The organism is Haladaptatus salinisoli, assembly GCF_020614375.1.
Lineage (GTDB): Archaea > Halobacteriota > Halobacteria > Halobacteriales > Haladaptataceae > Haladaptatus > Haladaptatus salinisoli.
In genome coordinates this window covers 1,297,677-1,323,672 of the sequence record NZ_CP085327.1, presented here as the reverse complement: position 1 = coordinate 1,323,672, position 25,996 = coordinate 1,297,677, and the positions used below count along the sequence as shown (strand labels likewise).

General features: G+C 66.4%; 29 protein-coding genes. 17 read left to right on the top strand and 12 right to left on the bottom strand.

Annotation, left to right across the window (positions count from 1 at the left end; translation table 11 throughout):
* The first annotated feature begins 29 nt into the window (after positions 1-29).
* The 7 genes from pyk (at position 30) to LIX00_RS07200 (ending at position 5,954) form a co-directional block, all read left to right on the top strand.
* Positions 30-1,778, top strand: a complete 1,749-nt coding sequence (gene pyk, locus LIX00_RS07230; RefSeq protein WP_227355531.1) for a pyruvate kinase — start codon at positions 30-32, stop codon at positions 1,776-1,778.
* Between the two features lie 32 nt (positions 1,779-1,810).
* Positions 1,811-1,990 (top strand): DUF7312 domain-containing protein, encoded by a 180-nt coding sequence (locus LIX00_RS07225; RefSeq protein ID WP_227355530.1) that lies wholly within the window; start codon positions 1,811-1,813, stop codon positions 1,988-1,990.
* A 38-nt stretch (positions 1,991-2,028) separates the two neighbouring features.
* A complete protein-coding gene (locus tag LIX00_RS07220; protein WP_227355529.1) occupies positions 2,029-2,562 on the top strand; it encodes an NfeD family protein in 534 nt (177 codons plus the stop codon).
* 80 nt (positions 2,563-2,642) lie between these two features.
* Positions 2,643-3,794, top strand: a complete 1,152-nt coding sequence (locus LIX00_RS07215) for an SPFH domain-containing protein (RefSeq protein ID WP_227355528.1) — start codon at positions 2,643-2,645, stop codon at positions 3,792-3,794.
* Between the two features lie 76 nt (positions 3,795-3,870).
* Positions 3,871-4,368 (top strand): DUF6790 family protein, encoded by a 498-nt coding sequence (locus LIX00_RS07210; protein ID WP_227355527.1) that lies wholly within the window; start codon positions 3,871-3,873, stop codon positions 4,366-4,368.
* Positions 4,369-4,420: 52 nt separating this feature from the next.
* The gene (locus LIX00_RS07205; RefSeq protein ID WP_227355526.1) at positions 4,421-5,035 is read left to right on the top strand and encodes a winged helix-turn-helix transcriptional regulator; all 615 of its coding nucleotides are present in this window, start codon (positions 4,421-4,423) and stop codon (positions 5,033-5,035) included.
* Between the two features lie 55 nt (positions 5,036-5,090).
* On the top strand, positions 5,091-5,954 hold the full coding sequence (locus LIX00_RS07200) for a ferritin family protein (protein ID WP_227355525.1): 864 nt from the start codon (positions 5,091-5,093) through the stop codon (positions 5,952-5,954).
* Here the strand turns inward: LIX00_RS07200 and LIX00_RS07195 are convergent.
* Positions 5,951-6,190 carry a DUF7123 family protein gene (locus LIX00_RS07195; RefSeq protein WP_227355524.1) on the bottom strand — a complete coding sequence of 80 codons (240 nt, stop codon included), beginning with the start codon at positions 6,188-6,190 and terminating at the stop codon, positions 5,951-5,953. The two genes, LIX00_RS07200 and LIX00_RS07195, sit on opposite strands and share 4 nt — an antisense overlap.
* Positions 6,191-6,386: 196 nt before the next feature.
* Here LIX00_RS07195 and LIX00_RS07190 point away from each other — a divergent pair, with 196 nt between their 5' ends.
* On the top strand, positions 6,387-8,210 hold the full coding sequence (locus LIX00_RS07190; RefSeq protein ID WP_227355523.1) for a flippase-like domain-containing protein: 1,824 nt from the start codon (positions 6,387-6,389) through the stop codon (positions 8,208-8,210).
* Positions 8,211-8,416: 206 nt separating this feature from the next.
* On the opposite strand, the gene yjjX is transcribed toward LIX00_RS07190, so the two are convergent.
* Positions 8,417-8,947 (bottom strand): inosine/xanthosine triphosphatase, encoded by a 531-nt coding sequence (gene yjjX / locus LIX00_RS07185; protein WP_227355522.1) that lies wholly within the window; start codon positions 8,945-8,947, stop codon positions 8,417-8,419.
* 35 nt (positions 8,948-8,982) lie between these two features.
* Positions 8,983-9,732 (bottom strand): cobalamin-binding protein, encoded by a 750-nt coding sequence (locus LIX00_RS07180; protein WP_227355521.1) that lies wholly within the window; start codon positions 9,730-9,732, stop codon positions 8,983-8,985.
* 276 nt (positions 9,733-10,008) lie between these two features.
* On the opposite strand from LIX00_RS07180, the gene LIX00_RS07175 reads away from it, so the two are divergent.
* The 4 genes from LIX00_RS07175 to LIX00_RS07160 all read left to right on the top strand — a co-directional run bounded on the left by LIX00_RS07175 (position 10,009) and on the right by LIX00_RS07160 (position 13,312).
* Positions 10,009-10,971, top strand: coding sequence for a transcription initiation factor IIB (locus LIX00_RS07175; protein WP_227355520.1), 963 nt, complete (start codon positions 10,009-10,011; stop codon positions 10,969-10,971).
* A 64-nt stretch (positions 10,972-11,035) separates the two neighbouring features.
* Positions 11,036-12,064 (top strand): DNA-methyltransferase, encoded by a 1,029-nt coding sequence (locus LIX00_RS07170; RefSeq protein ID WP_227355519.1) that lies wholly within the window; start codon positions 11,036-11,038, stop codon positions 12,062-12,064.
* A 47-nt stretch (positions 12,065-12,111) separates the two neighbouring features.
* Positions 12,112-12,783 carry a type I 3-dehydroquinate dehydratase gene (locus LIX00_RS07165; RefSeq protein WP_227355518.1) on the top strand — a complete coding sequence of 224 codons (672 nt, stop codon included), beginning with the start codon at positions 12,112-12,114 and terminating at the stop codon, positions 12,781-12,783.
* Between the two features lie 112 nt (positions 12,784-12,895).
* Entirely contained in the window at positions 12,896-13,312 is a 417-nt protein-coding gene (locus LIX00_RS07160) for a zinc ribbon domain-containing protein (RefSeq protein ID WP_227355517.1), read from the top strand.
* 25 nt (positions 13,313-13,337) lie between these two features.
* Here LIX00_RS07160 and LIX00_RS07155 read toward each other — a convergent pair whose 3' ends face one another.
* The 5 genes from LIX00_RS07155 to trpC all read right to left on the bottom strand — a co-directional run bounded on the left by LIX00_RS07155 (position 13,338) and on the right by trpC (position 18,231).
* Positions 13,338-14,507, bottom strand: a complete 1,170-nt coding sequence (locus tag LIX00_RS07155) for a 3-dehydroquinate synthase II (RefSeq protein ID WP_227355516.1) — start codon at positions 14,505-14,507, stop codon at positions 13,338-13,340.
* Between the two features lie 87 nt (positions 14,508-14,594).
* Positions 14,595-15,389: a 2-amino-3,7-dideoxy-D-threo-hept-6-ulosonate synthase gene (locus LIX00_RS07150; protein ID WP_227355515.1), complete on the bottom strand. Its 795-nt coding sequence runs from the start codon at positions 15,387-15,389 to the stop codon at positions 14,595-14,597.
* 27 nt (positions 15,390-15,416) lie between these two features.
* Positions 15,417-16,226, bottom strand: a complete 810-nt coding sequence (trpA, locus tag LIX00_RS07145; protein ID WP_227355514.1) for a tryptophan synthase subunit alpha — start codon at positions 16,224-16,226, stop codon at positions 15,417-15,419.
* A complete protein-coding gene (gene trpB, locus LIX00_RS07140; RefSeq protein WP_227355513.1) occupies positions 16,223-17,464 on the bottom strand; it encodes a tryptophan synthase subunit beta in 1,242 nt (413 codons plus the stop codon). Before trpB ends, trpA begins: the two co-directional genes overlap by 4 nt.
* Positions 17,461-18,231 (bottom strand): indole-3-glycerol phosphate synthase, encoded by a 771-nt coding sequence (trpC, locus tag LIX00_RS07135; protein ID WP_227355512.1) that lies wholly within the window; start codon positions 18,229-18,231, stop codon positions 17,461-17,463. The genes trpB and trpC overlap by 4 nt, the downstream gene beginning before the upstream one ends.
* An 85-nt stretch (positions 18,232-18,316) precedes the next feature.
* Here trpC and LIX00_RS07130 point away from each other — a divergent pair, with 85 nt between their 5' ends.
* The gene (locus tag LIX00_RS07130) at positions 18,317-18,778 is read left to right on the top strand and encodes an MGMT family protein (protein ID WP_227355511.1); all 462 of its coding nucleotides are present in this window, start codon (positions 18,317-18,319) and stop codon (positions 18,776-18,778) included.
* 92 nt (positions 18,779-18,870) lie between these two features.
* Entirely contained in the window at positions 18,871-19,470 is a 600-nt protein-coding gene (locus tag LIX00_RS07125; RefSeq protein ID WP_227355510.1) for a GNAT family N-acetyltransferase, read from the top strand.
* A 25-nt stretch (positions 19,471-19,495) separates the two neighbouring features.
* On the opposite strand, the gene LIX00_RS07120 is transcribed toward LIX00_RS07125, so the two are convergent.
* Positions 19,496-20,008, bottom strand: coding sequence for an 8-oxo-dGTP diphosphatase (locus LIX00_RS07120; RefSeq protein ID WP_227355509.1), 513 nt, complete (start codon positions 20,006-20,008; stop codon positions 19,496-19,498).
* A 110-nt stretch (positions 20,009-20,118) separates the two neighbouring features.
* Between LIX00_RS07120 and LIX00_RS07115 the strand changes: the two genes are divergently transcribed.
* Positions 20,119-20,535 (top strand): DUF7994 family protein, encoded by a 417-nt coding sequence (locus LIX00_RS07115; RefSeq protein WP_227355508.1) that lies wholly within the window; start codon positions 20,119-20,121, stop codon positions 20,533-20,535.
* Between the two features lie 154 nt (positions 20,536-20,689).
* Entirely contained in the window at positions 20,690-21,031 is a 342-nt protein-coding gene (locus LIX00_RS07110; protein ID WP_227355507.1) for a DUF7994 family protein, read from the top strand.
* A gap of 2 nt (positions 21,032-21,033) precedes the next feature.
* Here LIX00_RS07110 and LIX00_RS07105 read toward each other — a convergent pair whose 3' ends face one another.
* A complete protein-coding gene (locus tag LIX00_RS07105; protein ID WP_227355506.1) occupies positions 21,034-21,510 on the bottom strand; it encodes a DUF7984 family protein in 477 nt (158 codons plus the stop codon).
* A gap of 299 nt (positions 21,511-21,809) precedes the next feature.
* On the opposite strand from LIX00_RS07105, the gene LIX00_RS07100 reads away from it, so the two are divergent.
* The gene (locus LIX00_RS07100) at positions 21,810-23,726 is read left to right on the top strand and encodes a beta-CASP ribonuclease aCPSF1 (protein ID WP_227355505.1); all 1,917 of its coding nucleotides are present in this window, start codon (positions 21,810-21,812) and stop codon (positions 23,724-23,726) included.
* 24 nt (positions 23,727-23,750) lie between these two features.
* On the opposite strand, the gene mce is transcribed toward LIX00_RS07100, so the two are convergent.
* Together mce and LIX00_RS07090 are read right to left on the bottom strand one after the other, a co-directional pair.
* Positions 23,751-24,134: a methylmalonyl-CoA epimerase gene (gene mce / locus LIX00_RS07095; protein ID WP_227355504.1), complete on the bottom strand. Its 384-nt coding sequence runs from the start codon at positions 24,132-24,134 to the stop codon at positions 23,751-23,753.
* A gap of 59 nt (positions 24,135-24,193) precedes the next feature.
* Positions 24,194-25,876, bottom strand: a complete 1,683-nt coding sequence (locus LIX00_RS07090) for an acyl-CoA mutase large subunit family protein (protein WP_227355503.1) — start codon at positions 25,874-25,876, stop codon at positions 24,194-24,196.
* Positions 25,877-25,996 lie beyond the last annotated feature (120 nt).

Sequence of the window (25,996 nt, the reverse complement as noted above, 5' to 3'; positions counted from 1 at the left end):
TTTTTGCACGACCGTCCCAATCTACGGCCATGAGAAACGCGAAGATCGTCTGCACCCTCGGACCCGCGTCCGCCTCGCAGAGTCGGGTTCGAGAGTTGGCGGACGCCGGGATGACGGTCGCCCGGGTCAACGCCAGCCACGGGTCGCGCGACGATAGAGCCGAACTCGTCGAGACGATTCGCCGAGCGGACGAAGCGACCGAGAATCCGCTGGCCGCGATGCTCGACCTCCAAGGCCCCGAGGTTCGAACCGCGGCGGTCGACGAGCCCATCGCGCTCGAAACCGGTTCGACCGTCCGGTTCGTGGAGGGCGACGAGGCGACGCCGGAGGAGGTCGGCCTGTCGTTCGGCATCACCGCCGCCGAATCGGGCGACGCCGTCCTCTTGGACGACGGCCGAATCGAGACGAGGGTCGAGCGAGAAGAGGACGACGCCGTCGTCGCCCGCGTCGTCAGCGGCGGCCAACTCGGCGGTCGGAAGGGCGTCAACGTCCCCGGCGTCGAACTCGGTCTGGACACCGTCACCGAGAAAGACCGCGGCGACCTCGAACTCGCGGCCGAGAAGGGGGTCGATTTCGTCGCCGCGAGCTTCGTCCGCGACGCGGACGACGTGTACGAGGTGAGCAAGGTGCTCGAAGAGGCCGGCGCGGACATCCCCATCATCGCCAAGATAGAGCGTCGCGGCGCTGTCGAGAACCTCCCCGCCATAATCGACGCGGCCTACGGCGTGATGGTCGCGCGCGGCGATCTCGGCGTCGAGTGCCCGATGGAGGACGTGCCGATGATTCAAAAACGCATCATCCGCACCTGCCAGCGGGAGGGCGTCCCCGTCATCACCGCGACGGAGATGCTCGATTCGATGGTTCACTCGCGCAGGCCGACCCGCGCGGAAGCCTCCGACGTGGCGAACGCGGTGCTCGACGGAACCGACGCCGTGATGCTCTCCGGCGAGACCGCGATCGGCGACCACCCCGTCCGCGTCGTCGAGACGATGGACCGCATCGTCCGCGAGGTCGAGGAGAGCGAGGAGTACGCCGAGACGCTAGAACAGCGCGTCCCGGCGGGCGACGACACCCGAACCGACGCGCTGGCGCGGTCGGCCCGCTACCTCGCCCGCGACATCGGCGCGAGCGCGGTCGTCGCGGCCAGCGAGTCCGGCTACACCGCGTTGAAGGTGGCGAAGTTCCGCCCCGGCGTCCCGGTCGTGGCGACGACGCCGAACGACCGCGTCCGACGCAAACTCACGCTCTCGTGGGGCGTCAACGCCCAGTACACCGACCTCGGTCGGAGCGTCGAGACCATCATCGAGGACGGCGTGCAGGCCGCCCTCGACGCGGACGTCGCGGAGAGCGGGGACACCGTGGTCGTGCTCACGGGGATGATGAGCGAACTCGAGGGCTCCGACACGGCGAACATGCTCAAAGTCCACGTCGCCGCCCAGACCATCGCCACTGGGCGGAGCGTCGTGCGAGGTCAGACCGCCGGACCAGTTACGCGCAGTACGACGGGCGATCTCTCCGACGTTCCGGAGGGAACCGTTCTCGTGCTCGAACCGGAGTTCGACGGGGAGTTCACCGGCGACACGTCGCGCCTCGCGGGCATCGTCGACGCCCGTCCCGGGATGACCGGATATCCGGCGCTGATCGCCCGCGAACTCGACATTCCGATGGTCAGCGGCGCGCCGCTCGGCCCGGAAGTGGACGACGGCGATACCGTGACGCTGGACGCCGAGCGCGGCGTCGTCTACGAGGGCGACGTTCGTTCGCGCGACCGCTCGTAGACCTTTTGTCGCCGCGCGCCGTACCACGTCGTATGTCCGATTGGAAGTTCGACACGGACGAAGTCGGTGACGACGACGCTCCAAACGGGGAACTTTCGCCGGAGGACGAGACCCTCGAACCGGGGTCGCCGTCGGCCGAAAACGTGCTCTTCGTCCTGCTCGGCGTCTTCACGACCGTCTTCATCTTCCTCCGTCTGCTCGGCTTGGCGTAACCCACAAACCCTTAATCGTTCGACACCAAGACCACGACATGGCATCGCCCCTCGATTCGCTCCCGCTCTTGCTCGTCCTCGCGGGTGCGGGGCTCACGCTCGCCGAGGCGCTCATCCCCGGCGCTCACTTCATCGTCCTCGGCGTCGCGCTCTTGCTCGCGGGCCTGATAGCCGTCGCGTTTCCGCCGCTCGCACAGCCGTTCGTGCTCGCGGCGCTCGTGCTAGGCTTCGGGGCCGTCTCGCTGTACGCGTACCGCGAACTCGACCTCTACGGCGGAAAGGGGACGGGTCGGACCAAGGACTCCGACTCGCTGAAGGGGACGACCGGTCGGGTGACCGAACGCGTCACCCCGTCGGAAGGACAGGTGAAACTGGACGACGGCGGCTTCAACCCGTACTTCGCCGCGCGCTCGATGGACGGCGAGATTCCGGAGGGTACCGAGGTGATGGTCATCGACCCCGGCGGCGGAAACGTCGTCACCGTCGAACCGCTCGGCCACATCGAGGACAGCATCGACCGCGAACTCGCGCGCGAGCGAGCCAAGAACGAGCGCGAGACGGAAGAGTTCTGACGCGAACCTCGTTTTGTACCGACATGTACGACGAACATTAGCAGAATACTTAACAAGTATCTCTCCCAACAACCGGACGTATGCTGCCCCCAGTACCTCTCCAAACGGCCCCCCTCGGCGGCGGGCTGATGATAATCGCGCTGTTGTTCCTCGTCCTCGCTATCGTCACCGTCTGGTCGGCGGTCGAAATCGTGGACGCGACCGAAAAGCGGGCGCTGACCGTGTTCGGCGAGTACCGCAAACTGCTCGAACCGGGTATCAACTTCGTCCCGCCGTTCGTGAGCAACACCCATCGCTTCGACATGCGAACCCAGACGCTCGACGTGCCGCGGCAGGAAGCCATCACGCGCGACAACTCGCCCGTGACCGCCGACGCCGTCGTCTACATCAAGGTGATGGACGCGAAGAAGGCGTTCCTCGAGGTCGAAGACTACAAGCGCGCCGTCTCGAACCTCGCCCAGACGACCCTCCGCGCCGTGCTCGGCGACATGGAACTGGACGACACGCTGAACAAGCGCCAAGAGATAAACGCCAAGATCCGACGCGAACTGGACGAACCCACGGACGAGTGGGGAATCCGCGTCGAGAGCGTCGAAGTCCGCGAGGTCAACCCCTCGAAGGACGTCCAACAGGCGATGGAACAGCAGACCAGCGCGGAGCGCAAGCGCCGCGCCATGATCCTCGAAGCGCAGGGTGAACGCCGGAGCGCCATCGAGACGGCGGAAGGTGACAAGCAGTCCAACATCATCCGCGCGCAGGGTGAAAAGCAGAGCCAGATTCTGGAGGCGCAGGGTGACGCGGTCTCGACCGTCCTCCGCGCGAAGTCCGCCGAATCGATGGGCGAACGCGCCATCATCGAGAAGGGGATGGAGACGCTCGAAACCATCGGACAGGGCGAGTCCACCACCTTCGTCCTGCCGCAGGAGCTCTCCTCGCTGGTCGGTCGGTACGGCAAGCACCTGACCGGAAGCGACGTGGCCGTCGACGGCAAGCAGGACTTAGAGAGCCTCGAGTTCGACGAGGAGACCCGCGAACTGCTCGGACTCGACGACATCGACGAGATCCTCGGCCAGATAGACCAGGACGCCGAGATGGACGTCGAGGCGATGGAGAAGGAAGCGCAGGCGATAAAGGAGGGCGAAGACCCCGCGAACATCAAGAGCGCCGACGAGGTCATCGAGGAGATGGACGCCGAGATGGACGAATCGGAGATGGAGACGGAAGTCGAGTAAGCGAGCCGTTTCCCCTTTTCGGACGCCACGTCCTCAGCGGCTACAGTTACGTCCTCCCTCGTCGTACGGTCGGTCTATGGCGAACGCACGCGTCGACGCGGAAACGACTACCGTCGGGCGGTTACAACCCCTCGTCTTCCCTCTCGTCGCTCTCATCGCCGGGGCGATTCAGGTCGGCGCGTGGGGATACCCGTTCGCGGAGACGTTCCTCCGCTGGTTTCTGGTGGTGACCGTGGGGGTACAGGGTATCTGGGCGTTTCTCGGCCACTACTTTCGGTCGGACGACATCGCGGCCTACATCGGTTGGCCCGTGGGCAATCCGTTCCAGGAGGAGGTCGCGTTCGCCAACCTCGCGTTCGGTACGCTCGGGGTGCTCTGTTTTTGGCTTCGCGACGGATTTTGGACGGCGACCGTCGTGGGGATTTCGGTGTTCATGCTCGGAGCCGCGGCCGTTCACCTCCGAGAGATACGAACCACCGATAACCGAGCGCCGGGAAACGCGGGCGCGATTCTGCTGACCGACGTGGTGATTCCGGTCGTGCTTCTGGCGTTGCTCGTCACCACTCGGTTGTAATTGTCCGCCCAAACGAAGCTATTTTACGTCCCCCAGTTGTATACCTGTACAGATGGTTGAACGCGGTAACGTGGATGAAAATAAGCGCGCCACCCTCCGCCGTTTCGCGGTTCTCGGGGCGGCGACGCCGCTGACGAAACTCGCCGACGCGAACCCCTCGGGTGAGCGTAGCGAGGCCCGCGACGCTATCGCGGGCTACGTCTCCACTACGCCGGGTGCTCACTTCTCGAAGGTGCGCGACGACCTCCAACTCGGGACCGGCGAGACGCAACACCACCTCCGCCAACTCGTCGAGCTGGGCGTCGTCGAGAGCCACCGGGACGGCGACTACCGACGATTCTTCCCCGCCGGGAAGTTCTCCGCGTTCGAACAGGTTGCGCTCGGCTACCTCCGCCGCGACACCGCCCGCGGGATGCTCATCGAACTGCTCCGCAACCCGGCGGCGACCGGCGGCGACCTCGCGGCCGCGCTCGACGTCTCCCGTCCGACGGTGAGCAAGTACGCCGCCGACCTGGAGGAGAAGGGGCTGCTCTCGCGGGAGGACGGCTACGCCGTCCGTCGCCCGGAGACGCTCATCACCCTGCTCGTTCGGTACGCCGACTCGTTCGACGCGAACGCCGAGACGTTCGCCGGCGAGGCGGCGGGTCTCATCTCGTTCGACCCGTAAACCGCCGTCCATACGGGGCGTAAACTGATTTTCTTTGAGTTCCAACGTCGAACCGATGCAACTAGACCACGCCGCCCGCTCGTTTCGGTACTATCGAAACGCCGTCGAACGACATTGGGACCCTCACGACATCGACCTCGCCGCCGACCTCGCCGCCGTCGCCGACCTAGACGACGTCTTCTTCGGCCTCAAGCGGACGCTCGCCCGCTTCGGCGCGGGCGAACGGGCCGTCACGGAGGATCTCGCGCCGCTCGCCGTCGCGCTGGACGACGTGGAAGATCAGTTGTTCGTTACGACGCAGTTGTACGAGGAGGCGAAGCACGCGGACTTCTTCGACCGCTACTGGAACGAGGTCGTCAACGCCGAGGAGGAGCGTCGGGGACAGGAACGGTCCTCGCCGACGGAAGACCGGTGGTTCAACGAGGAGTACGTCGAACTGTTCGAACGCAACGAAGCCGCGATGAACCGATTGCTGGACGACGACACGCCCGAGAACCGGGCGGTGGCGTACTGTCACTACCACCTCACCATCGAGGGCATCCTCGCCCAGACGGGGTACTACGGTTTAACTCGCTCTTACGACGACGAGAGCCACCCCGAGATTCCCGCGTTACCCGGACTGATCGAGGGGTTGACGAAGATTCGCGGCGACGAGGGTCGCCACGTCGGCTTCGGAATGTCGAAACTGAAGGAACTGGTCGCGTCGGGCGCGATCGATGTCGACGACCTGCGGGCGACCATCGACGAACTCCTCCCGCTCGTGCAGGCGACCATTCCGGACCGCGACGAGGACGGGCCGGGGCCGTCTCCGACCGAACTGGTCGGTTACGCGACCGAAAAACACGGCCAGCGGATGAACCAGATAACGACCGAGAGCGAGGAAATTCCCGCGGTCGAGGAGTTGACGAGTATCGATTAAGCTTCGACCTTCCACGTGGTCGACGAGGAGTAGCCCCACTTCTCGACGTCCACGTCGAAATCGCCGTCGGCGATGGCGGTCATGTTCGTCCCGACCTCCTTCGCCGTGAGTCCGAGGTCGCTTCCGATGAGTCGGGATTTGAAGTACGTCTTCGTCTCGCCGTTCTCGCGGAGGTAGCGGAGGATGCGCTGTTGCTTGTCGGTGAGTGCGGCCGTGCCAGCAGTCGTCGTGCTCATGTCTCTACAGAGAACGGATACTCTCTTAGTGAATTTGGTACGAGTGGTTAACACCTCTCCGTCTCGTGATTTCCTCGTCAATGAGGGTGAAATTAACCTGCTCCGCGGGGCGGGTTGGTACGGTTGGTTAACGTCCGCCTCGTGACACCGATTGGCCCAGAAGCTACTTACGGCGTGGCGAAGTGGGATTTTACTAATGAGCGGTGGTTCCGTAGAGGTGAGCGTCGTCCTCCCCGCGTACAACGAGGAGGCGACCATCGAGAACACCGTCGAGACGACCCTCGACACGTTAGAATCATTCCTGCCGTCCGATAGCTTCGAGGTGATCGTCGCCGAGGACGGCTGTGACGACCGAACGCCGGAAATCGCGGATCAGATGGCCGAAAGGGACGACCGAGTCCGCCACTTCCACAGCGACGAACGACTGGGGCGCGGGGGAGCGCTGAATCACGCGTTCGAAGCCGCGAACGGTGGGACGCTGGTCTACTTCGATACCGATCTGGCGACGGACATGCGGCATCTGGAAGAACTCGTCGAGAGCGTTCGCTCCGGCGAGTACGACTTCGCCACCGGTTCGCGGTGGATGCCCGAAAACGTGGCCGACCGACCGGCGAAGCGCGACTTCGCCAGTCGCGGCTTCAACGGTCTGACGCGCTTTTTCCTCCGTTCCGACCTGCGCGACCACCAGTGCGGGTTCAAGGCGTTCGACCGCGATGCGCTGTTCGCCGTGTTGGACGGAGTCGAGGACAACCACTGGTTCTGGGACACGGAGGTGCTCGTGCGCGCACAGCGCAAGGGGTACCGCATCAAGGAGTTCGCGGTCGATTGGACGCCGAAAGGCGACACGAAAGTCGACCTCGTGCGCGACGTGTTCGGCATGGGTAGTCAGATAGGCCGGTGCTGGTGGGAGTTCTCCGTCCAGCCGCGCATCACCCGCCGGGTGTCCATCGCGGTGGGCGTTCTGATGACCGTCATCGCCGTCCTGCTGATGGGTCGATACCTTCCCATGGCGGAAGTGCTCAACCAGATGGCGCGGGCGAACCCCGCGCTCGTCGGCGTCGCGGCGCTCATCTACATCGTCTCGTGGCCCCTTCGCGGCGTCCGCTACCGGGATATCCTCGAAGAACTCGGCTTCACGGAGCAGGTCGGCTTCCTCACCGGGGCGATATTCATCAGCCAGACGGGGAACCTCGTGTTCCCCGCTCGCGCCGGTGACGCGGTGCGCGCGTACGTCGTGAAGGCGCGTCGCGGGATACCGTACCCCTCGGGATTCGCGTCGCTCGCCGTGGAGCGCGTCTTCGACCTGCTCACAATCACGGTCATGGCCGGAACCGTCCTGCTCGGGTTGACCGTGACGGGGCAGGCCGCCGAAATCGTGCCGGCGATTACGGGCGCGGAGAACAAGCAAGCGGCGCGCACGGCGGTGTACGTCGCGGCGGGCGTCGGCGGCGCTGCGTTCGCGGCGGTCGCGGTCATCGTCGCCAGCGCGCGCTCCGACCGGAACCTCGTCCGCGCGGCCGTGACGAAGGTGAGTTCCGACTCCTACGCCGACCACGTGGCCGGCGTCATCGAACGGTTCACGGGCGACGTGCAGACCGTGGCGAGCGACCGAAGCGCGTTCGCCCGCGTCGGAGCGAGCAGCCTCGCCATCTGGACGCTCGACGTGCTGACGGCCATCCTCGTGCTGATGGCCTTCGAGGGCGTCGCGCTCGATCCCGTGACGCTGGTCGCCGTCGGCTTCTTCGCGGTGAGCGTCGGGAACCTCGCCAAGGTGCTCCCGCTCTCCCCCGGCGGCGTCGGCCTGTACGAGGCGGCGTTCACCGTCTTCGTCGCCGGCCTGACGCCCGTTTCGTGGCCGGTGGCGTTCGGCGCGGCCATCTTGGACCACGCGGTGAAGAACATCGTCACCCTCGTCGGCGGCGTCGGTTCGATGTTCTCGCTCAACGTCTCGCTCACGCAGGCGGTCGAGGAAGGGAGGGAAGTGTCGGTGGAGTCCGACCCGGCGTCGCTGGACGACTAACCCGGCTCTCTCCGTCTCGCGGCGGCCCGAACGGGCTCACATCCATACCGATTTCGTGTACGCGAGTTTCAGACCCTGTCGTTCCACGTTGTTTTGGCTAGTGCTGGCGAACCGAGTCGCTCCGACGACGAGGTCGCAGCCCTCCCGTTCGGCGACGCGCATCCGCCGACGCACCAACGGAACGTATCAGCGTGTCGCTCCGCGAATCACCCTCGGTCGTAGAAGTCGGTGACGAACGGGGCGAGCGCACCGGCGACCGCGTGTTCCAGCGCTTCCTGCCGGTCGATGATGCCGTCGGTGAGCGCCCCCGCCGCACCCTGCTTTTTCGCCACGTCCGACTCGCCGAGCGCGTCGTCCATGACGGGACCGAGTTCCTCCCCGTCTCGGATCCGGCGGGCGACCGATTCGGGGAGTTGCAGGCGCGGGCCGCTCCCGCGCCCCGTCGTCTCCCCGTCCGTCACGGCGGCCCACATGGTGAGGTAGAGGCCGTCCGCGTCGGGAACGTCGCTCACGCCGCCTTCGAGTCCGACGCCGAGGTCGCGTCCGACGGCGGCGCGGCGGGCGCGGTTCTCCGCGCCCGCGAGCGTCTCGCGCTCGCCCACCGGTTGTTCGGCGACGCCCGACTCGACCGCGACCGACTCGATGACGACCGGTTCGACCCGCGCCTCGCGGGCGTCGAAGACGGCTTCGACGGCGGCGACCTTCACGGGATTTCGACTGCCTACGCCGACTCGCATGTCCGCCTCCAGTTTCCGACCGGACTTGGCTGTTGCTACTCCGTCGCGTCGGGGTGGAGCGTCGCGGCCATCGTCTCGATTCCGTCCAACAATCGCGGACTCGGCTGGTTCAGCGCGGAGTCGTCCAACACGTGAACCGCGTCGCGTTCGAGCGCGGGTATCTCCCAGTCGCGTTCGGTCACGGCCCGGGGGTCGCTTCGTTCGCCGCGGCCGCAGACGTGGAGGAAGACGTGTTCCGGTTCGGCGTCCTCGACCGTCCCCCGTCCGACCTCCCGCGACCGCTCGCCCGGCGCGCGGAACGGGTACCGACCGCCGGCGACTTCGACCGCGTCGGGAACCCAGTTTCCGGCGGCGGTCGGCGGGTCGGACCACTCCTCGCAGTAGACGACGGGCCGGTCGCGTCCCGCGACCAGTCGGCGGACGCGTCGGATTCGGTTCCGCGCTCGCCGCACGAGGTCGCGACCCGCCCGCGGCTTCCCGACCGCGCGTCCGAGCGCGCCGAACGACTCGACCACCTCGTCGAGCGTTCCCGGTTCGACGTGGACGACGCGGTGTCCGCGCTCTCGAAGTTCGTCGCGCACGTCCGCCTGTAGCGGGTCGACGGTGAGCACGAGATCCGGGTCGCGCGCCTCCACAGCCTCGAAGTCGGGGTTCAGCCAGCCGCCGACGGCCGGCGCGTCGGCCGGGCAGTGGTGCGTGACGCCCGCCAGCCGGTCGCTCGCCCCGAGCGCACGGAGGATTTCGGTCGCGCTCGGGGCGAGCGAGACGACGCGATTCGGAGCCATCGGTACCACGTTCGTCCGAGGAGGAGTAAACGATTCGTTCTGGGCGGGGTAAACGCCTCCTTACCGGCCGGAAATGGGTGCTTAAACATTTCGTTCGCTCGACGCGGGACGGCGATTTCACGGCCCGTGAGACTGTTTCACGAACCCAAACGGAGCCAAAAACGAAGCCTTTAAGTACTTTTCGTCATAACGGCACGTTAAGACTACGCGGAATCCGGGTTTTACAGGTTTTCCCTGCCCGGTAGCCGACGCTCTCCCACACTGGGGGTACTCACCATGCCAAATACGTCAATCCGAACGAGAACCGAGGAAACGGAAGTAGAGGAAGAACGAACCGGAGGACAGAGCTGTCCCGAGTGTAGCGGTAAGCTCATCGCGGACTCGGGCCACGGCGAGACCGTCTGTCAGGACTGCGGACTGGTCGTCGAAGAGGACAACGTCGACCGCGGGCCGGAGTGGCGCGCCTTCGACGCGAAGGAGAAGAACGAGAAGTCCCGCGTCGGCGCGCCGACGACGAACACGATGCACGACAAGGGGCTCTCGACCAACATCGACTGGCGGAACAAGGACGCCTACGGGAACTCGTTGGGGTCGCGCCAGCGCGAGAAGATGCAGCGACTCCGAAAGTGGAACGAGCGGTTCCGCACGCGCGATTCGAAGGAGCGCAACCTCAAGCAGGCGCTGGGCGAGATCGACCGGATGGCCTCGGCCCTCGGGCTACCGGACAACGTCCGCGAGATGGCCAGCGTCATCTACCGCCGGGCGCTGAACGAAGACCTGCTGCCGGGACGCTCCATCGAGGGCGTCTCGACTTCCTGCGTCTACGCCGCCGCCCGACAGGCAGGCGTCCCGCGCAGCCTGGACGAGATAACGGACGTGAGCCGCGTCGATAAGAGCGAAGTGGCGCGCACCTACCGCTACGTCGTGCGCGAACTCAGCCTCGAAGTGAAACCCGCCGACCCCGAAAGCTACGTCCCGCGGTTCGCGTCCGGTCTCGACCTCTCGGACGAGTCCGAGCACCGCGCCCGCGAACTCCTGCGGAACGCGAAAGAGCAGGGCGTCCACAGCGGGAAGTCGCCGGTCGGCCTCGCCGCCGCCGCCGTCTACGCCGCCGCCCTCCTCACCAACGAGAAGACGACGCAGGCCGAGGTGAGCGACGTCGCCGACATCAGCGAGGTCACCATCCGCAACCGCTACCACGAACTGCTCGAAGCCGAGGAAGGAACGATCGCGCTGTAATCTTCTCGGACCGGTTTGAAAAGAGGTTTTTGCGGTGCGCAGATACGTTCAGATAGCAACCGCAATGGAAACCGAGCACGAGATTCACGTCGGCGACGCGAGTCGGAGTTCGCTTCCGGACGATTCGATAGACCTCGTCGTCACATCGCCGCCGTACCCCATGATAGAGATGTGGGACGACCTGTTCGCCGCGTCGAACCCCGAGATCGAATCGGCGCTGGAACGCGAGGACGGCGACGCCGCCTTCGAGCTGATGCACGACGAACTCGCTTCCGTCTGGGCCGAGCTCGTCCGCGTGCTGAAGCCCGGCGGCATCGCGGTGATAAACGTCGGCGACGCGACCCGGAAGGTGGACGGAACCTTTCAGCTGTTCCCGAACCACTCGCGGGTGCTCGGCCGACTGCGGGACTGCGGCCTGCGTCCCCTCCCGGACATCCTCTGGCGCAAGCCCTCGAACCGCCTGACGAAGTTCATGGGGTCGGGGATGCTCCCGCCGAACGCATACACCGCGCTCGAACACGAGTACCTGCTCGTCTTCCGGAACGGCGACCCGCGCGACCTCGAACCGGGGTCGGACCGGCGCTACGAGTCGGCGTACTTCTGGGAGGAGCGCAACGAGTGGTTCTCCGACCTCTGGGTCGAGGTTCGCGGCGAGATACAGGAACTCGACCACGGCGACCTGCGCGAGCGTTCGGCGGCGTTCCCGTTCGAACTTCCCTACCGGCTCGTCTCGATGTTCTCGGTCTACGGCGACACCGTCCTCGACCCGTTCTGGGGGACCGGAACCACCTCGCTCGCGGCGATGGTCGCCGGCCGCCACTCGGTGGGCTACGAACTGGAAGAAGAGTTCACGAGCGTCTTCGAGGAGCGCGTCGAGTCGGTGCCCGAACTCTCGCGCGACGTCGTCGGTACGCGACTCGACGAACACCGCGAGTTCGTCCGCGAGCACGACGGGACGCTGAAGTACGACTCCCGCCACTACGACTTCCCGGTCAAGACGGCGCAGGAGCGCGACATCCGATTCTACGAGGTGACCGACGTGACCCGCGACGGCACTCGGTTCGTCGCCACCCACGAACCGTACCGCGAGTAGTCGGTTCGTTCGAGTAACCTTTTGTTCGGGCGGGCCGACCGTCCGCCATGGAGTTCGACACGTTCGCCCTCGCGGCCAGCACCGCCGACCTCGGGGCGGAACCCCGCGCCCGCGACCACGCCGACCTCGTTGAGTTTCGGATGGACCTGGCGGACGACCCGCTCGACTCGCTCTCGGCTTACGACGGCGACCTGCCGGTTCTCGCCACGAACCGGGCGGCGTGGGAGGGCGGCGAAGCGACCGGCGACGAGCGACTGGACGCCCTCGCCGCCGCGGCGGAGCGCGACGCCGTCGTCGCAATCGACGTCGAACTGGAGAGCCTGTTCAGGGAGCGCGGCGCGGCGGTCGCGGAGCGCGCCCGCGCGAACGACGCCGCGGTCGTCGCCTCGGTGCACGACTTCGATACGACGCCCCCTCGTGAGAAACTGCGCGAACTGCTGGAAGACGCCACCGACCGCGCCGACGTGGGAAAGCTCGCGGTCACCGCCCGAACCCGCTCCGACGTGCTCGACCTGCTTGCGGTCACGGACGACCTGACGGAGCGCGGGCGACGCGTGGCGACCGTGGCGATGGGCGAAGTCGGCAAACACTCGCGGGCGGTCGCGCCGCTCTACGGCTCGAAAATCGGCTACGCGCCCCTCGATTCGGCCGACGCGACCGCGCCGGGGCAGTACGATTTGACGACCCTCTCGCGCCTCGTCCGCGATTTAGGCGGGTGACGAACGGCGGGCGAAACCGGCACGGCGTACGGTTTTCGTGCGGACTGGGGTCGTCGTTTCGTCGAAAACGTATCGGAAGGGTTTAAAACGACTCAACGTCAATCCCCGGCTAGTGACGCGGAACCGAAAGCGCCCGTGGCTCGCGGCCCTGCTCGCGCTGGTCTACCCCGGACTCGGCCACGCCTACCTGCGCCAGTGGCTTCGCGCGCTTCTCTGGTTCGGCTTCGCCCTGACGACGGCGATGGTGTTCATCCCGGAGCAAACGTTCCAGAGCGTCGAAACCGGGGGCTGGTCGGCCTACGTACAGGCCGTGCAAGGCCTCAAGACGAGCATCGTCCTCCCGATTCTCGTCGTCCAACTGTGCAACATCCTCGACGCGTACTGGGCCGCCCTCCGCGGCAACCGGGCCGCCGCCGTCACGGGCGGACGCGGCACGCAGTGTCCGAACTGCGGCCGAGAAGTGGACGAAGACCTCGATTTCTGCCAGTGGTGTACCGCCCCGCTCGAACGCGACGCGACCGCACAGTGAGAAATAGAGACCGACCGCCGGCGAACTACTGTTCGATGATGCTCTCCTCGACGCGCTCGCCGAAGTGCCGAGCGCCGCCTTCGAGGAGGAGTTTCACCTCGTCGCCCTCCGCGAGGTCGGTCACCGCTTTTCGCCCGTCTCGCGTCGCGACCTTGATGGTCTCCGCGTTCTGGAGGAGCGTCTCCACGCGGTCTCCGTCCGCCGTCTCGACCTCGAGTCGGAACATCGGGCGCTTCTCTATCTTCACCCGTCCGACCACCGCCTCGCGCGTGTTCCCGTCGAGATCGGCGACCTGCACCTCGTCGCCGCTCTGCAGTTCCGCGAGGTACTTCGTCCCGCCGTCGGGCGTCCGGACGTAGGCGTGAACCGCCCCGGCGTTCACGCGAAACGGCCGGGATGCGACGTAGGGCGATTCGGCGGTCTCCGCGTGGACGAAAAAGAGCCCCCGCGACATCGACCCGACGAGCATGCCCTCGTCGTGTTCCAGCAGCGACCCGGAGTCGACGCAGACGCGGTCGGCGCTCCCCGTCCGTTCGATGGTTCGCACCTCGGCCCACTCGAGGTCGAGTTTCTCGCGCTCGGCGGCGTCTCGAACGTCGATCGTCGCGCGAATTTCGTCGGGGTCGTCGCTGTCCAGCAACACCGCGTCGGCGCCGAGTTCCAGCGTCTCGAACGCGGCTCGGGCCTCCTCGGCGTTCGAGACGCCCGCGACCAGTTCCGTCTCCTCGCCGATTCGCGCGATGAGGTTCTCGAGCGGGATGATGGTCCAGTCCTCACCGACGATGACGGTGTAGGCCGCCTCCTCGGCCGCCGCCTCGGCGAACGCTTCGTACTTCTCGCTCAGTATTCGGACGTAGGCTCCCTCGGCTTCGCCGTCCCGCCGGAGCGTCGAGAGGTCGGCGGAACCGGAGAGGTCGGACGGGAGGTCGACCGTCCCGTCGCCCTCGCCGTCCTTGCCGACGATGCGCGCGTCGACCTCGGGGCCGTCGTCCGCCTCGACGTCCATCACGTGAACGTCGCCGTCGGAGCGGAACGCCGCGACGTTCACCTCGCCGAGTTCGCGGACGCGCTCTACGTCGTGTTCGTCCACGAGCACCCAGTCGACGCCTGCTTCCAGTCCGGTCGTGATTCGTCTGCGTCGGTCGTCCCAGTCGCCGACCGCCGAGTCGGCTTTCAACCACACGGAGCGTGTCATAGTTCCACGGTCGAATCGGGGTGGCTTCAACGTGGCGGATACGGCGACTCCTTCGAGCGCCGTCGGTCGCTTCGCCCCGCGCCGACCTCAAACCTCCACCGCGAGTCCGGCCCCGTCGAGCGCGTCATCCGCGGAGAGGTCGTCGTGCACCACGCCCGCCACTGCCCGCGCGATGGCCGCCGGGTCGTCGTGCTGGAAGACCGACCGCCCGATGGAGACGCCCGCCGCGCCCGCGTCCATCGCGCCGCGAACCGCGGCGAGCGTCGTCCGGTCGCTCTCGGGCGTGCCGCCGGCGATGATGACGGGGAGGCGCGTCGATTCCACGACGCGTTCGAAGCTCTCGGCGTCGCCGCTGTACGCCGTCTTCACCACGTCCGCGCCGACCTCCTCTGCGAGTCGAACCGCGTGGCCGAGGCTCTCGGCGTCGTGCTCGTCGACGCCCGGCCCCCGCGCGTAGGACATGGCGAGCACCGGGAGACCGAATCGGTCGGCCTCGGAACAGACCCGCGCGAGTTCGCTCATCTGCTCCGGTTCGTGGTTGCTCCCGACGTTGATGTGAAACGAGACGGCGTCCGCGCCGGCGCGGATGGCGTCCTCGACGGTGCCGGTCGTTCGTTTGTCGTTCGAGTCCGGACCGATGGTCGTCGACGCGTTCAGGTGGACGACGTAGCCCGCGCCGTTCTTGTTCGGGTGGACGCGCGGCGCGACGCCCTTCTGCGTGAGAACGGCGTCGGCACCCCCCCGGGTGACCGCGTCGATGGTCGTTTCGATGTTCTTCAGTCCGCGTACCGCTCCGAGCGTGATTCCGTGGTCCATCGGGACGACGACGTAGCGTCCGTCGCGCCCGATGCGGTCGAGTCGTGCCGCAGTTCCTGTGTTCATAGTATGTGAAAGTGTGGCAAGCGGTTTTCAAGTGCGTTCCGGTTCCGGTACTTCGTGCCTCCCTTCTCGCGCCCCGGATTTGAGTTCCGCGGCTTTCGCTTCGAGGCGGTCAGCGACGTTCTCGCCCGACGCGACGATATCCACGAGGGCGCTCCCGACGACGACGCCGTCCGCGCCCGCCGCCACGATTTCGCGGGCGTGTTCGCCCTCGCTCACGCCGAAGCCGACCGCCTTCGGCAGGTCGTCGTCCGCGAGGCGCGAGAGGCTCTCGTGGGTCGCACCGCTCACGTCCGCCTGCGCGCCCGTCGTTCCCAGTCGCGCCTGCACGTAGACGAACCCCGACGCGCGCGACAGGATGCGCTCCCTGCGCTCGTCCGTGGTCGTCGGCGCGACGATGAACACGAGGTCGAGTCCGTGCTCGTCGCAGGCCGCCCGGAGCGGCCCGCTCTCCTCGACCGGGAGGTCCGGGACGATGAGACCCGACAGTCCGGCGTCCGCGCCCGCCTCGACGAACGACTCGACCCCGGCCCCGTCTCCGAACCGGTAGAGGAGATTGTAGTAGGTCATGCAGACGAGGGGTACGTCCACGTCGAGGTCGGCGACGAGTTCGAGGTAGCGGTCGGGCGTCATCCCGGCGTCGAGCGCGCGCCGGATGGCGTTCTGGATCGTCGGCCCGTCGGCGATGGGTTCCGAGAACGGGAGGCCGAGTTCGATAACGTCCGCCCCGCCCCGCGCCAGCGCCCGAACGTACTCCTTCGTCGCCTCCGGGTCGGGGTCGCCCGCCACGACGTACGGAATCAGGGCCGGGTCGTCCGAAAAGGCCGATTCGAGGTTCACTCGAAGACCCCCATCTCCGGCGCGCTCTCGATGCCGCGCTTCTCGCTCTCCTCGATGACCGTGTCGAGGTCCTTGTCGCCCCGGCCGGAGACGGTGACGACGACGAGGTCGCCCAACTCCTCGGCCTCTTCGAGGTACGCGACCGCGTGGCTCGACTCCAGCGCGGGGATGATTCCCTCCAGTTTCGAGAGGCGGTGGAACGCTTCGAGCGCCGCGTCGTCGCCGACGCTCGCGGGCGTCACGCGCCCCGTCTCGACGAGGTGGGCGAGCTCCGGGCCGACGCCGGAGTAGTCGAGTCCGGCGCTCACGCTGTGGGATTCGAGAATCTGGCCGTCGCGGCTCTGGAGCAGCTTCGTCCGGGCCCCGTGGAGGACGCCGTCCTCGCCCGCGGCGAGCGACGCGGAGTGGGGAGCGACGCCCTCGGCTTCGTCCACCGTCAGGCCGGAACCGCCCGCTTCGACGGCGTAGAGGGCCACGTCCTCGTCGCCGACGAAGCGGTGGAACGCGCCCATCGTGTTCGACCCGCCGCCCGCGCAGGCGAGGACGGCGTCCGGCAGTCTGCCCGCCCGTTCTCGAATCTGCTCGCGGGCTTCCTCGCCGATGACCGACTGGAAGTCGCGCACCATCCGCGGGAAGGGGTGCGGGCCGACGACGCTCCCGATGACGTAGTGGGTGTCCTCGACGTTCGCCGCCCAGTCGCGCATCGTCTCGTTGATGGCCTCCTTCAGCGTTCCCGAACCCGCGTCGACGGGGTTCACCTCGGCGTCGTGGGTTCGCATCCGGAAGACGTTCGGGCGCTGGCGGTTGATGTCGGTGCGGCCCATGTACACCTCGCAGTCGACGTCGAGGTAGGCGGCGGCCATCGCCGTCGCGGTGCCGTGCTGACCCGCGCCCGTCTCGGCGACGATTCGGTCTTTGCCCATGTACTTCGCCAGCAGCACCTGCCCGAGCGCGTTGTTCAGCTTGTGCGCCCCGCCGTGGAGCAGGTCCTCCCGTTTCAGGTAGACGTCGCGGTCGTACCGCTCGCTCAGCGCGTCGGCGCGCTGGAGCGGGGTCGGTCGCCCGCCGAAGTCGCGGAGGTGGCGGCGGAACTCGTCCACGAACCCGTCCTCGTTCTCCCGGACGTAGCGCTCGTAGGCCGACTGCAGCTCCTCGATGGCGGGCATCAGCACCTCGGGGACGTACTGGCCGCCGTACTCGCCGAACTTGGTCTCGGTTTTCCGCTCCGTCTCGCTCATGCCTCGACCAACCTCCGCGCGTTCTCGGTCACGTCCCCGTCCATGACGGCGCTCCCGACGAGGAGGCCGTCCGCCCCCGCCGCTCGCATCCGGCGGGCGTCCTCGGGGGTCGAGATTCCGCTCTCCGCGACGAGCGTCACGTCGTCGGGCGCGGCGGGCGCGACCGACTCGAAGGTGTCGAGGTCCACGTCGAGATTGGCGAGGTCGCGGTTGTTCACGCCGACGATCTCCGCCCCCGCGTCGAGGGCCTCGGCCAGTTCGTCGCGGGTGTGCACCTCCACGAGCACCTGAAAGCCGCGCTCGCGGGCGGCGGCGAGCAGTCCGCCGAGGTCGTCCACGAACCGCACGATGAGGAGGACGACGTCCGCTTCCACCGCGTCCAGTTGCTCCTCCCGTAGGACGAAATCCTTCCGGAGGACCGGCACGTCCACCGCCTCCCGAACTCGACGCAGGCTCTCGGGCGACCCGCCGAAGTGCTCCGGTTCGGTGAGCACCGACAGCGCCGCCGCGCCGCCGTCGACCATCTTCCGGGCCAGTTCGACCGGGTCGTCGGTCCTGCTTCCGTCCGTCGTCGGACTGGTCGGTTTCACCTCCGCGACGAGCGGAACCCGTCCGTCCGCCTCCGCGCGAGCGAGCGCGTCCGCGAACGAGCGCACCGAACGCTCGTCCATGGAGACGCGTCCGTCCCGCGCGTCGGGCGTCCCGCGCGACCGCGCGGCGCGAAGGATGGATTCGACCGCGGGCGCGAGTTCACCTTCTGCGTTCATTATCGTACATCAATGGACTAGTTTATACATAAGACTTGCGTCCGGGGGACGAATCTTGAAGTTTCCGAGGGGCGTTTCCCCCGCCATGGACGAGAACGCCGGAATCTACGCGCGGGAGTCGCCGTATCTGGAGCGGTCCGTACAGATTGGGGTGGCGAGCGGGCGCGTTCTGCGCGTGACCTTCCCCCGCGAGGCCGACGAGGACGCCGAAGCGGACCACCCCGTTCTCGACCGAATCGCCGCGTACCTGGAGGGCGTGGAGGACAACTTCGAGGACGTGCAGGTCGCGCTGACGCTCCCGACCGACCGACGGCGCGTCCTCGAAGCGGTCAGGGCGGTGCCTTACGGCGAGCAGGTGAACGTGGAGACGCTGACCCGGATGACGTCCGGTTTGGACCACACGGAGGAGGCTGACCTGCAACTCGTGCGAACCGCGCTGGACGAGAACCCCGCGCCGATTCTGATTCCCGACCACCGGGTGCGCGACGGACCGAGCGCCGCGCCGCCGGACGTGGAGCAGAAGTTGCGGTCGCTTGAGCAGTTGTAGTCGGCGTCCAATCACCCCACCACGGTCGGCGTCGTCCCCTCGGAGTCCCGAATCGCCACACCTTTTTACGCCCTGCCAGCGAATCTCTCACCATGTACGTCCGGGACGCGAAAAACAGAGAGGAGGTCTGGCTACTCGACAACATCGAGGCGATGGGGCTCGACGAGACCGCCTTCCGTTCCCGGGACTACGTCGTCGCCATCGACGAAACGTCGAACGAGAAGGCCGGATTCGGTCGAATCCGCATCCACAAACCGGAGGACGCGCCCGACATCTGCGAACTGACGAGCATCGGCGTCGTGGAAGCGTGGCGCGGGCAGGGCGTCGGCGCGCACGTCGTCGAGCGCCTCATCGACAAGGCGAGCGACGAGGGCTTCGAGGAGGTGTACGCCCTCGTCGGCGTGCCCGACTTCCTCGGACAGTTCGGCTTCGAGGTCATCGACGTCGACGAGTTGCCCGACAAACTGCGCGACCGCCTCGAGACCAAGCGAGAACGCATCGAACCCGACGCGGTGCCGATGGTGCTCGCGGTCGAGGCGTTCGAGATGCCCGACCGCCTGCGCGAGCGATTCAAGAACGCCCGACCCCGGGAGACCGGCGGTTCGGAGGAGACGGACACCGACTCGATGGCGGAGGAGTTCGGCATCGACCCCGAGAGCGCGACCTACAAGTACGACACCGGGCGGCGGTAGGCGGGCGCGGCGTCGAACGCTCGCCTCAGAACTCCACGCCGACGGTCAGGTCGTGTTCCACCAGCGTCTCTCCCTCGGCGTCGAACCGAAACCGTCCGGCGAACGTCTCGCCCGAGAAGAGGTGGGGCATCCAGAGGCGGTCGTCCTCCCACATCTCGTCGTAGGGCACGTCCTCGAAGTCGAACCATCGAGGGACGGCCTCCGCCGTTTCCTCGGGCGTTCCGGCGAACTCCTCGGCGCGGAAGACGTGGACGAACATCCGCGTGTCGTCACCGTCAGAACGGAGTTCTAACGAGTTTCCGAGAGCGGCACTCTCGCGAACACCGAAGACGAACTCGAACTCGCCGACCTTGGTCGGGTCGGTCACCGACACGCGGATCTCCTCTTCGACCTCCCGAACCGCCGCCTCGCGCGGCGTCTCGCCGTCCTCGACTTTCCCGCCGGGGCCGACGAACTTCCCCGCGCCGAGGCCGCGCTTCTTGCGGATGAGCAGGACGCGCTCGTTCCGAACGGGATAGCAGAGCGTCGCGGGTTGCACGTCCGTCGACAGTCGCCGCGCTTCTATCAGTGTTCCGGAAGTTGGAGGAAAACCCTCGTTCGATCCCTCGCGAGACAAGACATTTACGCTCGGTTCGCCAACGGAACGACATGAAAGCGCCGAACGTCAGAGCGCCGAGCGTTAGAGCCCCCACGGGAGGCGTGAAACGGCGCTGGTTCCGGTGGCTCGGGCTGTTTCTCCTCCTCTTGTATCTGGAATTTCTCGTCGGCTCCGGGGGCGACGCGCTGGCGCACGAATTGGCGTTCGTCCGGTTCGCCCTGGGCGCGCTCAGCGGTCTCCTCTTCGTCCTCTCGACCGTCGACCTCCCGTGGCGAATCGAGTGGTACAGACTGGCCGGACTGGGCTACCTCTGTTTCGCGGCGTCGTACCTGCTCACCAACCTCGCCGCCGAAGACGAACTCTGGTGGCTGGCCGTATCGCTCGCCACGGCCGCTTTGTTCGGCTTCATGGGATTCGACATCGCCCGCGGCGGGCGTCACTTCGACATCGACGACGCCGACGCCTGAACTCCGGTCGACGTCGGTACCTCTACTCCGACTTTCTCGTCGTCGGTGCGGACGAAGACGTGTAAAACGCGAGAGTTTTTACCGCAGACCATCGACAAGATCGCATGAAGCGCCGACCATCAGCGCGCCCACCGGAGGGATAGGGCCGCGAGGAGTGCGTTGGCTCGGAGTTCTGGTTCTGTTCCTCAACCTCGGCCTCCTTTTGACGGGCGGCGCACCGAGAGAGGCGGCCGCGCTGGTCCGGCTATCGCTCGGCGTTCTCGGCGGCCTGCTCCTCGTGTTCTCGACCATCGACCTTCCGTGGAACGTCGAGGGGCACCGACCGTCCGAAATCGGTTTCGTCTGTCTCGCGTGGTCGGTCTTGGCAGCCACTCTCGTCGGTTCGAACGAACTCTGGCAAGTCGCTCTCGCGGTCGTCGGCACGCTCTCGCTCGGGGTTATCGGATTCGACATCGTGTGCGGAGGACGCTATTTCGGCTTCGGCGTCGATCCGTAGTCTCACTCCACCGAAAACGGACTCTCGCTCTCCGTCCACGACCACCCCGGTAGTCGCGTCTGAAACCCGGCGGCGAGCGCGGCGTCGAGGTCGTCCAGTCCCGCCGCCTCGTCGTCGGCGTGGTGCATCACGTCCGCGTAGTGGAAGGTCGCCTCGCCGAGCAAGCGCAGGGGTTGGGTGCCGGCGATCATCCCGGCGAGTTCCCGGCCGAGCAGTTCGTCCACGACGAAGCCCGGGTAGTCGTCGTCCACGTCCAGGTCGCGGAGGACGGCGACCAGCGCCGCGACGTTCACCGCGAGGTCGCCGTCCGCGAAGACGGCGTCGACCTCGTCGCGGTACGCCGATTCGGAGACGCTTGCCACGTCCGTACCGAACGCCTCGCCGAGGTCCGCTCGGACGCGGTTGATGAGCGTCACCGCCTCGGTTCGGTTCCGGACCCATTCGCGTTCGTCGGCCACCGCGGACGGGGATAGCTGCATGGGGAAGGCGTCGACGAGCGGGGATTTAGCATTTTTGAGAAGGCTTTTATAATCGCACCGTTTACTGGGTGATAAGCGGGTTTTCCTGCGTCTACCTTGAACGGTTGGCTTTCGGAGACCAGGACTACAGTACGCGCGACCGCGCAATCACACAATCCCGCAGAAAAATCGAGACAATCTATGTTGTGCTGGACGAGTCGTAGTGGTCACGGTGGTCGAACTCACCGTCTACGGCGCCGCCCGACACGTCGGAACGACAGCACCCCGTCTCGCAACGGACGAAGCAGACTGTTTTCACCATGAGTAAAGTAGAGCAACAACTCGAAGACCTCAAAGCAACGATCACGAGCGAACTGCCGAGCGACATTTCGGTGTCGGACGTGAAGTACGAAGGACCCGAACTCGTCGTCTACACGCGCGACCCCAAGAAGTTCGCGCGCAACGGCGACCTCATCCGAAAGCTGGCGAGCCAGCTTCGGAAGCGAATCACGGTTCGTCCCGACCCGGACGTGCTCTCCCGACCCGAGAGCGCCCGGGAGGACATCCTCGAGGTCATCCCCGACGAAGCGGGCGTGACCGACCTCGACTTCCACGTGGACACCGGGGAAGTCGTCATCGAAGCCGAGAAGCCGGGAATGGTCATCGGCAAGCACGGAAGCACGCTCCGACAGATAACGCAGGAAGTAGGCTGGACGCCGGAGGTCGTTCGCACGCCGCCCATCGAGTCCTCCACGGTGTCGAACGTCAGGAACTTCCTGAAACAGGAGCGCGAAGACCGCCGGGACGTCCTGGAGAAGGTCGGCAGACAGATACACCGCGAGGAGATGAGCAACGAGGAGTGGGTTCGCATCACGACCCTCGGCTGCTGTCGGGAGGTCGGGCGGGCGAGCTTCATCCTCTCGACGCCGGAGACCCGCATCCTCATCGACTGCGGCGACAAACCGGGGTCCGACGACGTGCCGTACCTGCAGGTCGAGGAGGCGCTGGGGGCTGGCGCGAGCACCATCGACGCGGTGGTGCTCACGCACGCTCACCTGGACCACAGCGCGCTCATCCCGCTCCTGTTCAAGTACGGTTACGACGGCCCGATATACACGACCGAGCCCACCCGCGACCTGATGGGACTCCTCCAACTCGACTACCTCGACGTGGCCGCGAAGGAGGGCCGCGTCCCGCCGTACGAGAGCGAGATGGTTCGGGAAGCCATCAAACACACCATCCCGCTGGAGTACGGCGACGTGACCGACGTCGCGCCGGACGTGAAGCTCACGTTCCACAACGCGGGTCACATCCTCGGCTCCGCGGTGACGCACTTCCACATCGGCGACGGCCTGTACAACGTGGCGTTCTCGGGCGACATCCACTACACCGACACGCGCCTGTTCAACGGCGCGGTCAACGACTTCCCCCGCGTCGAGACGCTGGTGCTCGAATCGACCTACGGCGGTCGCAACGACTACCAGACCGACCAGGAGGACTCCGAACGCAATCTCAAGCGGATAATCAACGAGACGTACGAGAAGGGCGGCAAGGTCGTCATCCCCGCGTTCGCGGTGGGGCGCTCCCAGGAGATGATGCTCGTCATCGAGGAGGCGATGCGGAAGGGCGACATCCCGACCATGCCCGTCCACCTGGACGGGATGATATGGGAGGCGACGGCCATCCACACGACCTACCCCGAGTACCTGCGCGACGACCTCCGCGACCGCATCTTCCACGAGGACGAGAACCCGTTCCTCGCCCCGCAGTTCAACCACATCGACGGCGGCGAGGACGAACGACAGGACGTCGCCGACGGCGACCAGTGTATCATCCTCTCGACCTCCGGGATGGTCACCGGCGGTCCGATCATGTCGTGGCTCGAACACCTCGGCGGCGACCCCGACAACACGATGGTGTTCGTCGGCTACCAGGCGCAGGGGACGCTCGGGCGTCGCATCCAGAGCGGTTGGGACGAGATTCCGCTCAACGGACGCGGCAGCCGAAGCAATACCCTCAGCCTGAAGATGGACGTCGAGACGGTGGACGGCTTCTCCGGCCACGCCGACAGACAGGGGCTGATGAACTTCGTGAAGACGATGAACCCCCGCCCCGAGAAGGTGCTCTGCGTCCACGGCGACGAGAGTTCGACGCAGGACCTCTCCTCGTCGCTCTACCACGAGTACAACATCCGCACGTTCGCGCCGAAGAACCTGGAGACGTTCCGGTTCAAATAATCCGCTCGTCCGCGGTCGTTTTCGTCAGTGCTCGACGTACTCCACGAGCACGCCGCCCGTCGATTTCGGGTGGAGAAACGCGACGTCGTGACCCCACGCGCCGGGTCGCGGCTCCTCGTCGATGAGTTCGACGCCGTGCTCGCGGGCCGTCTTCAGCGCGCTCTCGATATCCTCGGTTCGAAGCGCGACGTGGTGGATGCCCGGCCCGCGACGGTCGAGATAGCGCGAGACGGTTCCCTCCTCGGTCGGTTCGAGCAGTTCGAAGTAGCTCCCCTCGAAGTCGAGGAAGACGACCTTCAGGCCGTCGAACTCCTCCTCGTGGGCGACGGGTGCGCCGAAGAGCGCGCCGTACCGCTCGGCCAGTTCGTCGGCGTTCTCGGTGGCGACGCCCATGTGGTCGATTCGCATGTTTGCAACTCGTCGTCGGTCGATATAACGTCGGTGAAACGCCCTCGTCGGTTCGAGCGTCACACCGCCGTCCCGGGCTGGTACTCCCCGAACGCGTCGCGGAGCACGTCGCAGACTTCGCCGACCGTGGCGTAGGCTTTCACCGCGTCGACGATGTACGGCATGAGGTTGTCGTCGCCCTCCGCCGCCTCGCTGAGTGCGGCCAGCGTCGCCTCGACCGCTTCCTCGTCGCGCTCCTCCCGGACCTCGTTCAGGCGGTCTATCTGTCGGCGTTCGTCCTCCTCGGTGACCTCCTGGATGTCCATCTCCGGCTCCTCGTCTACCTCGAACTCGTTGACGCCGACGATGATGCGCTCGCCCGCCTCGACCTCCTGCTGGCGGTCGAACGCGACGTCCTGAATCCGGCGCTGCACCCACTGGCTCTCGATGGCCGAGAGCATCCCGCCCTTCTCGTCCACGGTGTCGATGATGTCGAACGCTTCTTCTTCGAGGTCGTCCGTGAGGGCTTCGACGTAGTAGCTTCCGGCGAGGGGGTCGATGGTGTCGGCGGCACCGCTCTCGTGGGCGAGAATCTGTTGAGTTCGGAGCGCGGTTCGCACGCTCTGTTCGGTCGGGAGCGCCAGCGCCTCGTCTTTCCCGTTCGTGTGGAGGCTCTGCGTGCCGCCGAGGACGGCGGCGAGCGCCTGATACGCGACGCGGACGACGTTGTTCTCTATCTGCTGGGCGGTCAGGGTGGAACCCGCGGTCTGCGTGTGGAACTTGAGCTGCTTCGATTTCGGGCTCTCCGCGCCGAACCGCTCCTCCATGATGGTCGCCCACATCCGCCGGGCGGCGCGGAACTTGGCGACCTCTTCGAGGATGTCGTTGTGCGCGTTGAAGAAGAAAGAGAGCTGCGGGGCGAACTCGTCCACGTCCAGTCCCGCGTCGAGGGCGGCTTCGACGTACTCGATTCCGTTGCCGAGCGTGAAGGCGAGTTCCTGCGCAGCGGTCGCGCCCGCCTCGCGGACGTGGTAGCCCGAGATGGAGATGGTGTTGAACTTCGGCGTCTCCTCGGCGCAGAACTCGAAGATGTCGGTGATGATACGCATCGACGGTTCCGGCGGGTAGATGTACGTGTTTCGGGCGATGTACTCCTTCAACAGGTCGTTCTGGATGGTGCCCCGGAGCTGTTCTCGGGGGACTCCCTGCTCGTCGCCGACCGCGATGTACATCGCCAGCAGCACCGAGGCCGGCGCGTTGATGGTCATCGACGTGCTCACCTCGTCCAGCGGGATGCCGTCGAAGAGCGTCTCCATGTCCGCCAGAGAGTCGATGGCGACCCCCGACTTGCCGACTTCGCCGGCCGACATCTCGTCGTCGGAGGTGTACCCCATCTGCGTCGGCAGGTCGAACGCGACCGAGAGCCCGGTCTGCCCGTTGTCGATGAGGTAGTGGTAGCGTTCGTTCGTCTCCTCGGCCGTGCCGAAGCCGGCGTACTGTCGCATCGTCCACAGTCGCCCGCGGTACATCGTCGGGTAGACGCCGCGGGTGTAGGGTTCCTCGCCGGGGAAGCCGAGGTCGTCCTCGTAGTCCGTCTCGGCCACGTCGTTCGGCGTGTAGAGTCGCTCGACCGTCTGTCCGTCCGTGTCGGTCGTGAACTCCTCCTTTCGTTCGCCGAAGCGCTCCAACGTGGGTCCGAGCGTCTCGTCCTCCCAGTCGTCTTTCCCCCGGCGGATCTCTTCGAGGTCGTCCGCGTCGAACATTGTTTGGACTGTTGCGGGGCTGAGTCTTAAGAGTTGAGAGACGGCCGCCCCCGCCGACCGACTCCTCGATTCGCACCGTCCCTCCGGGTCGGTCACTTCAGGGGATTTAAGAGCGCATCC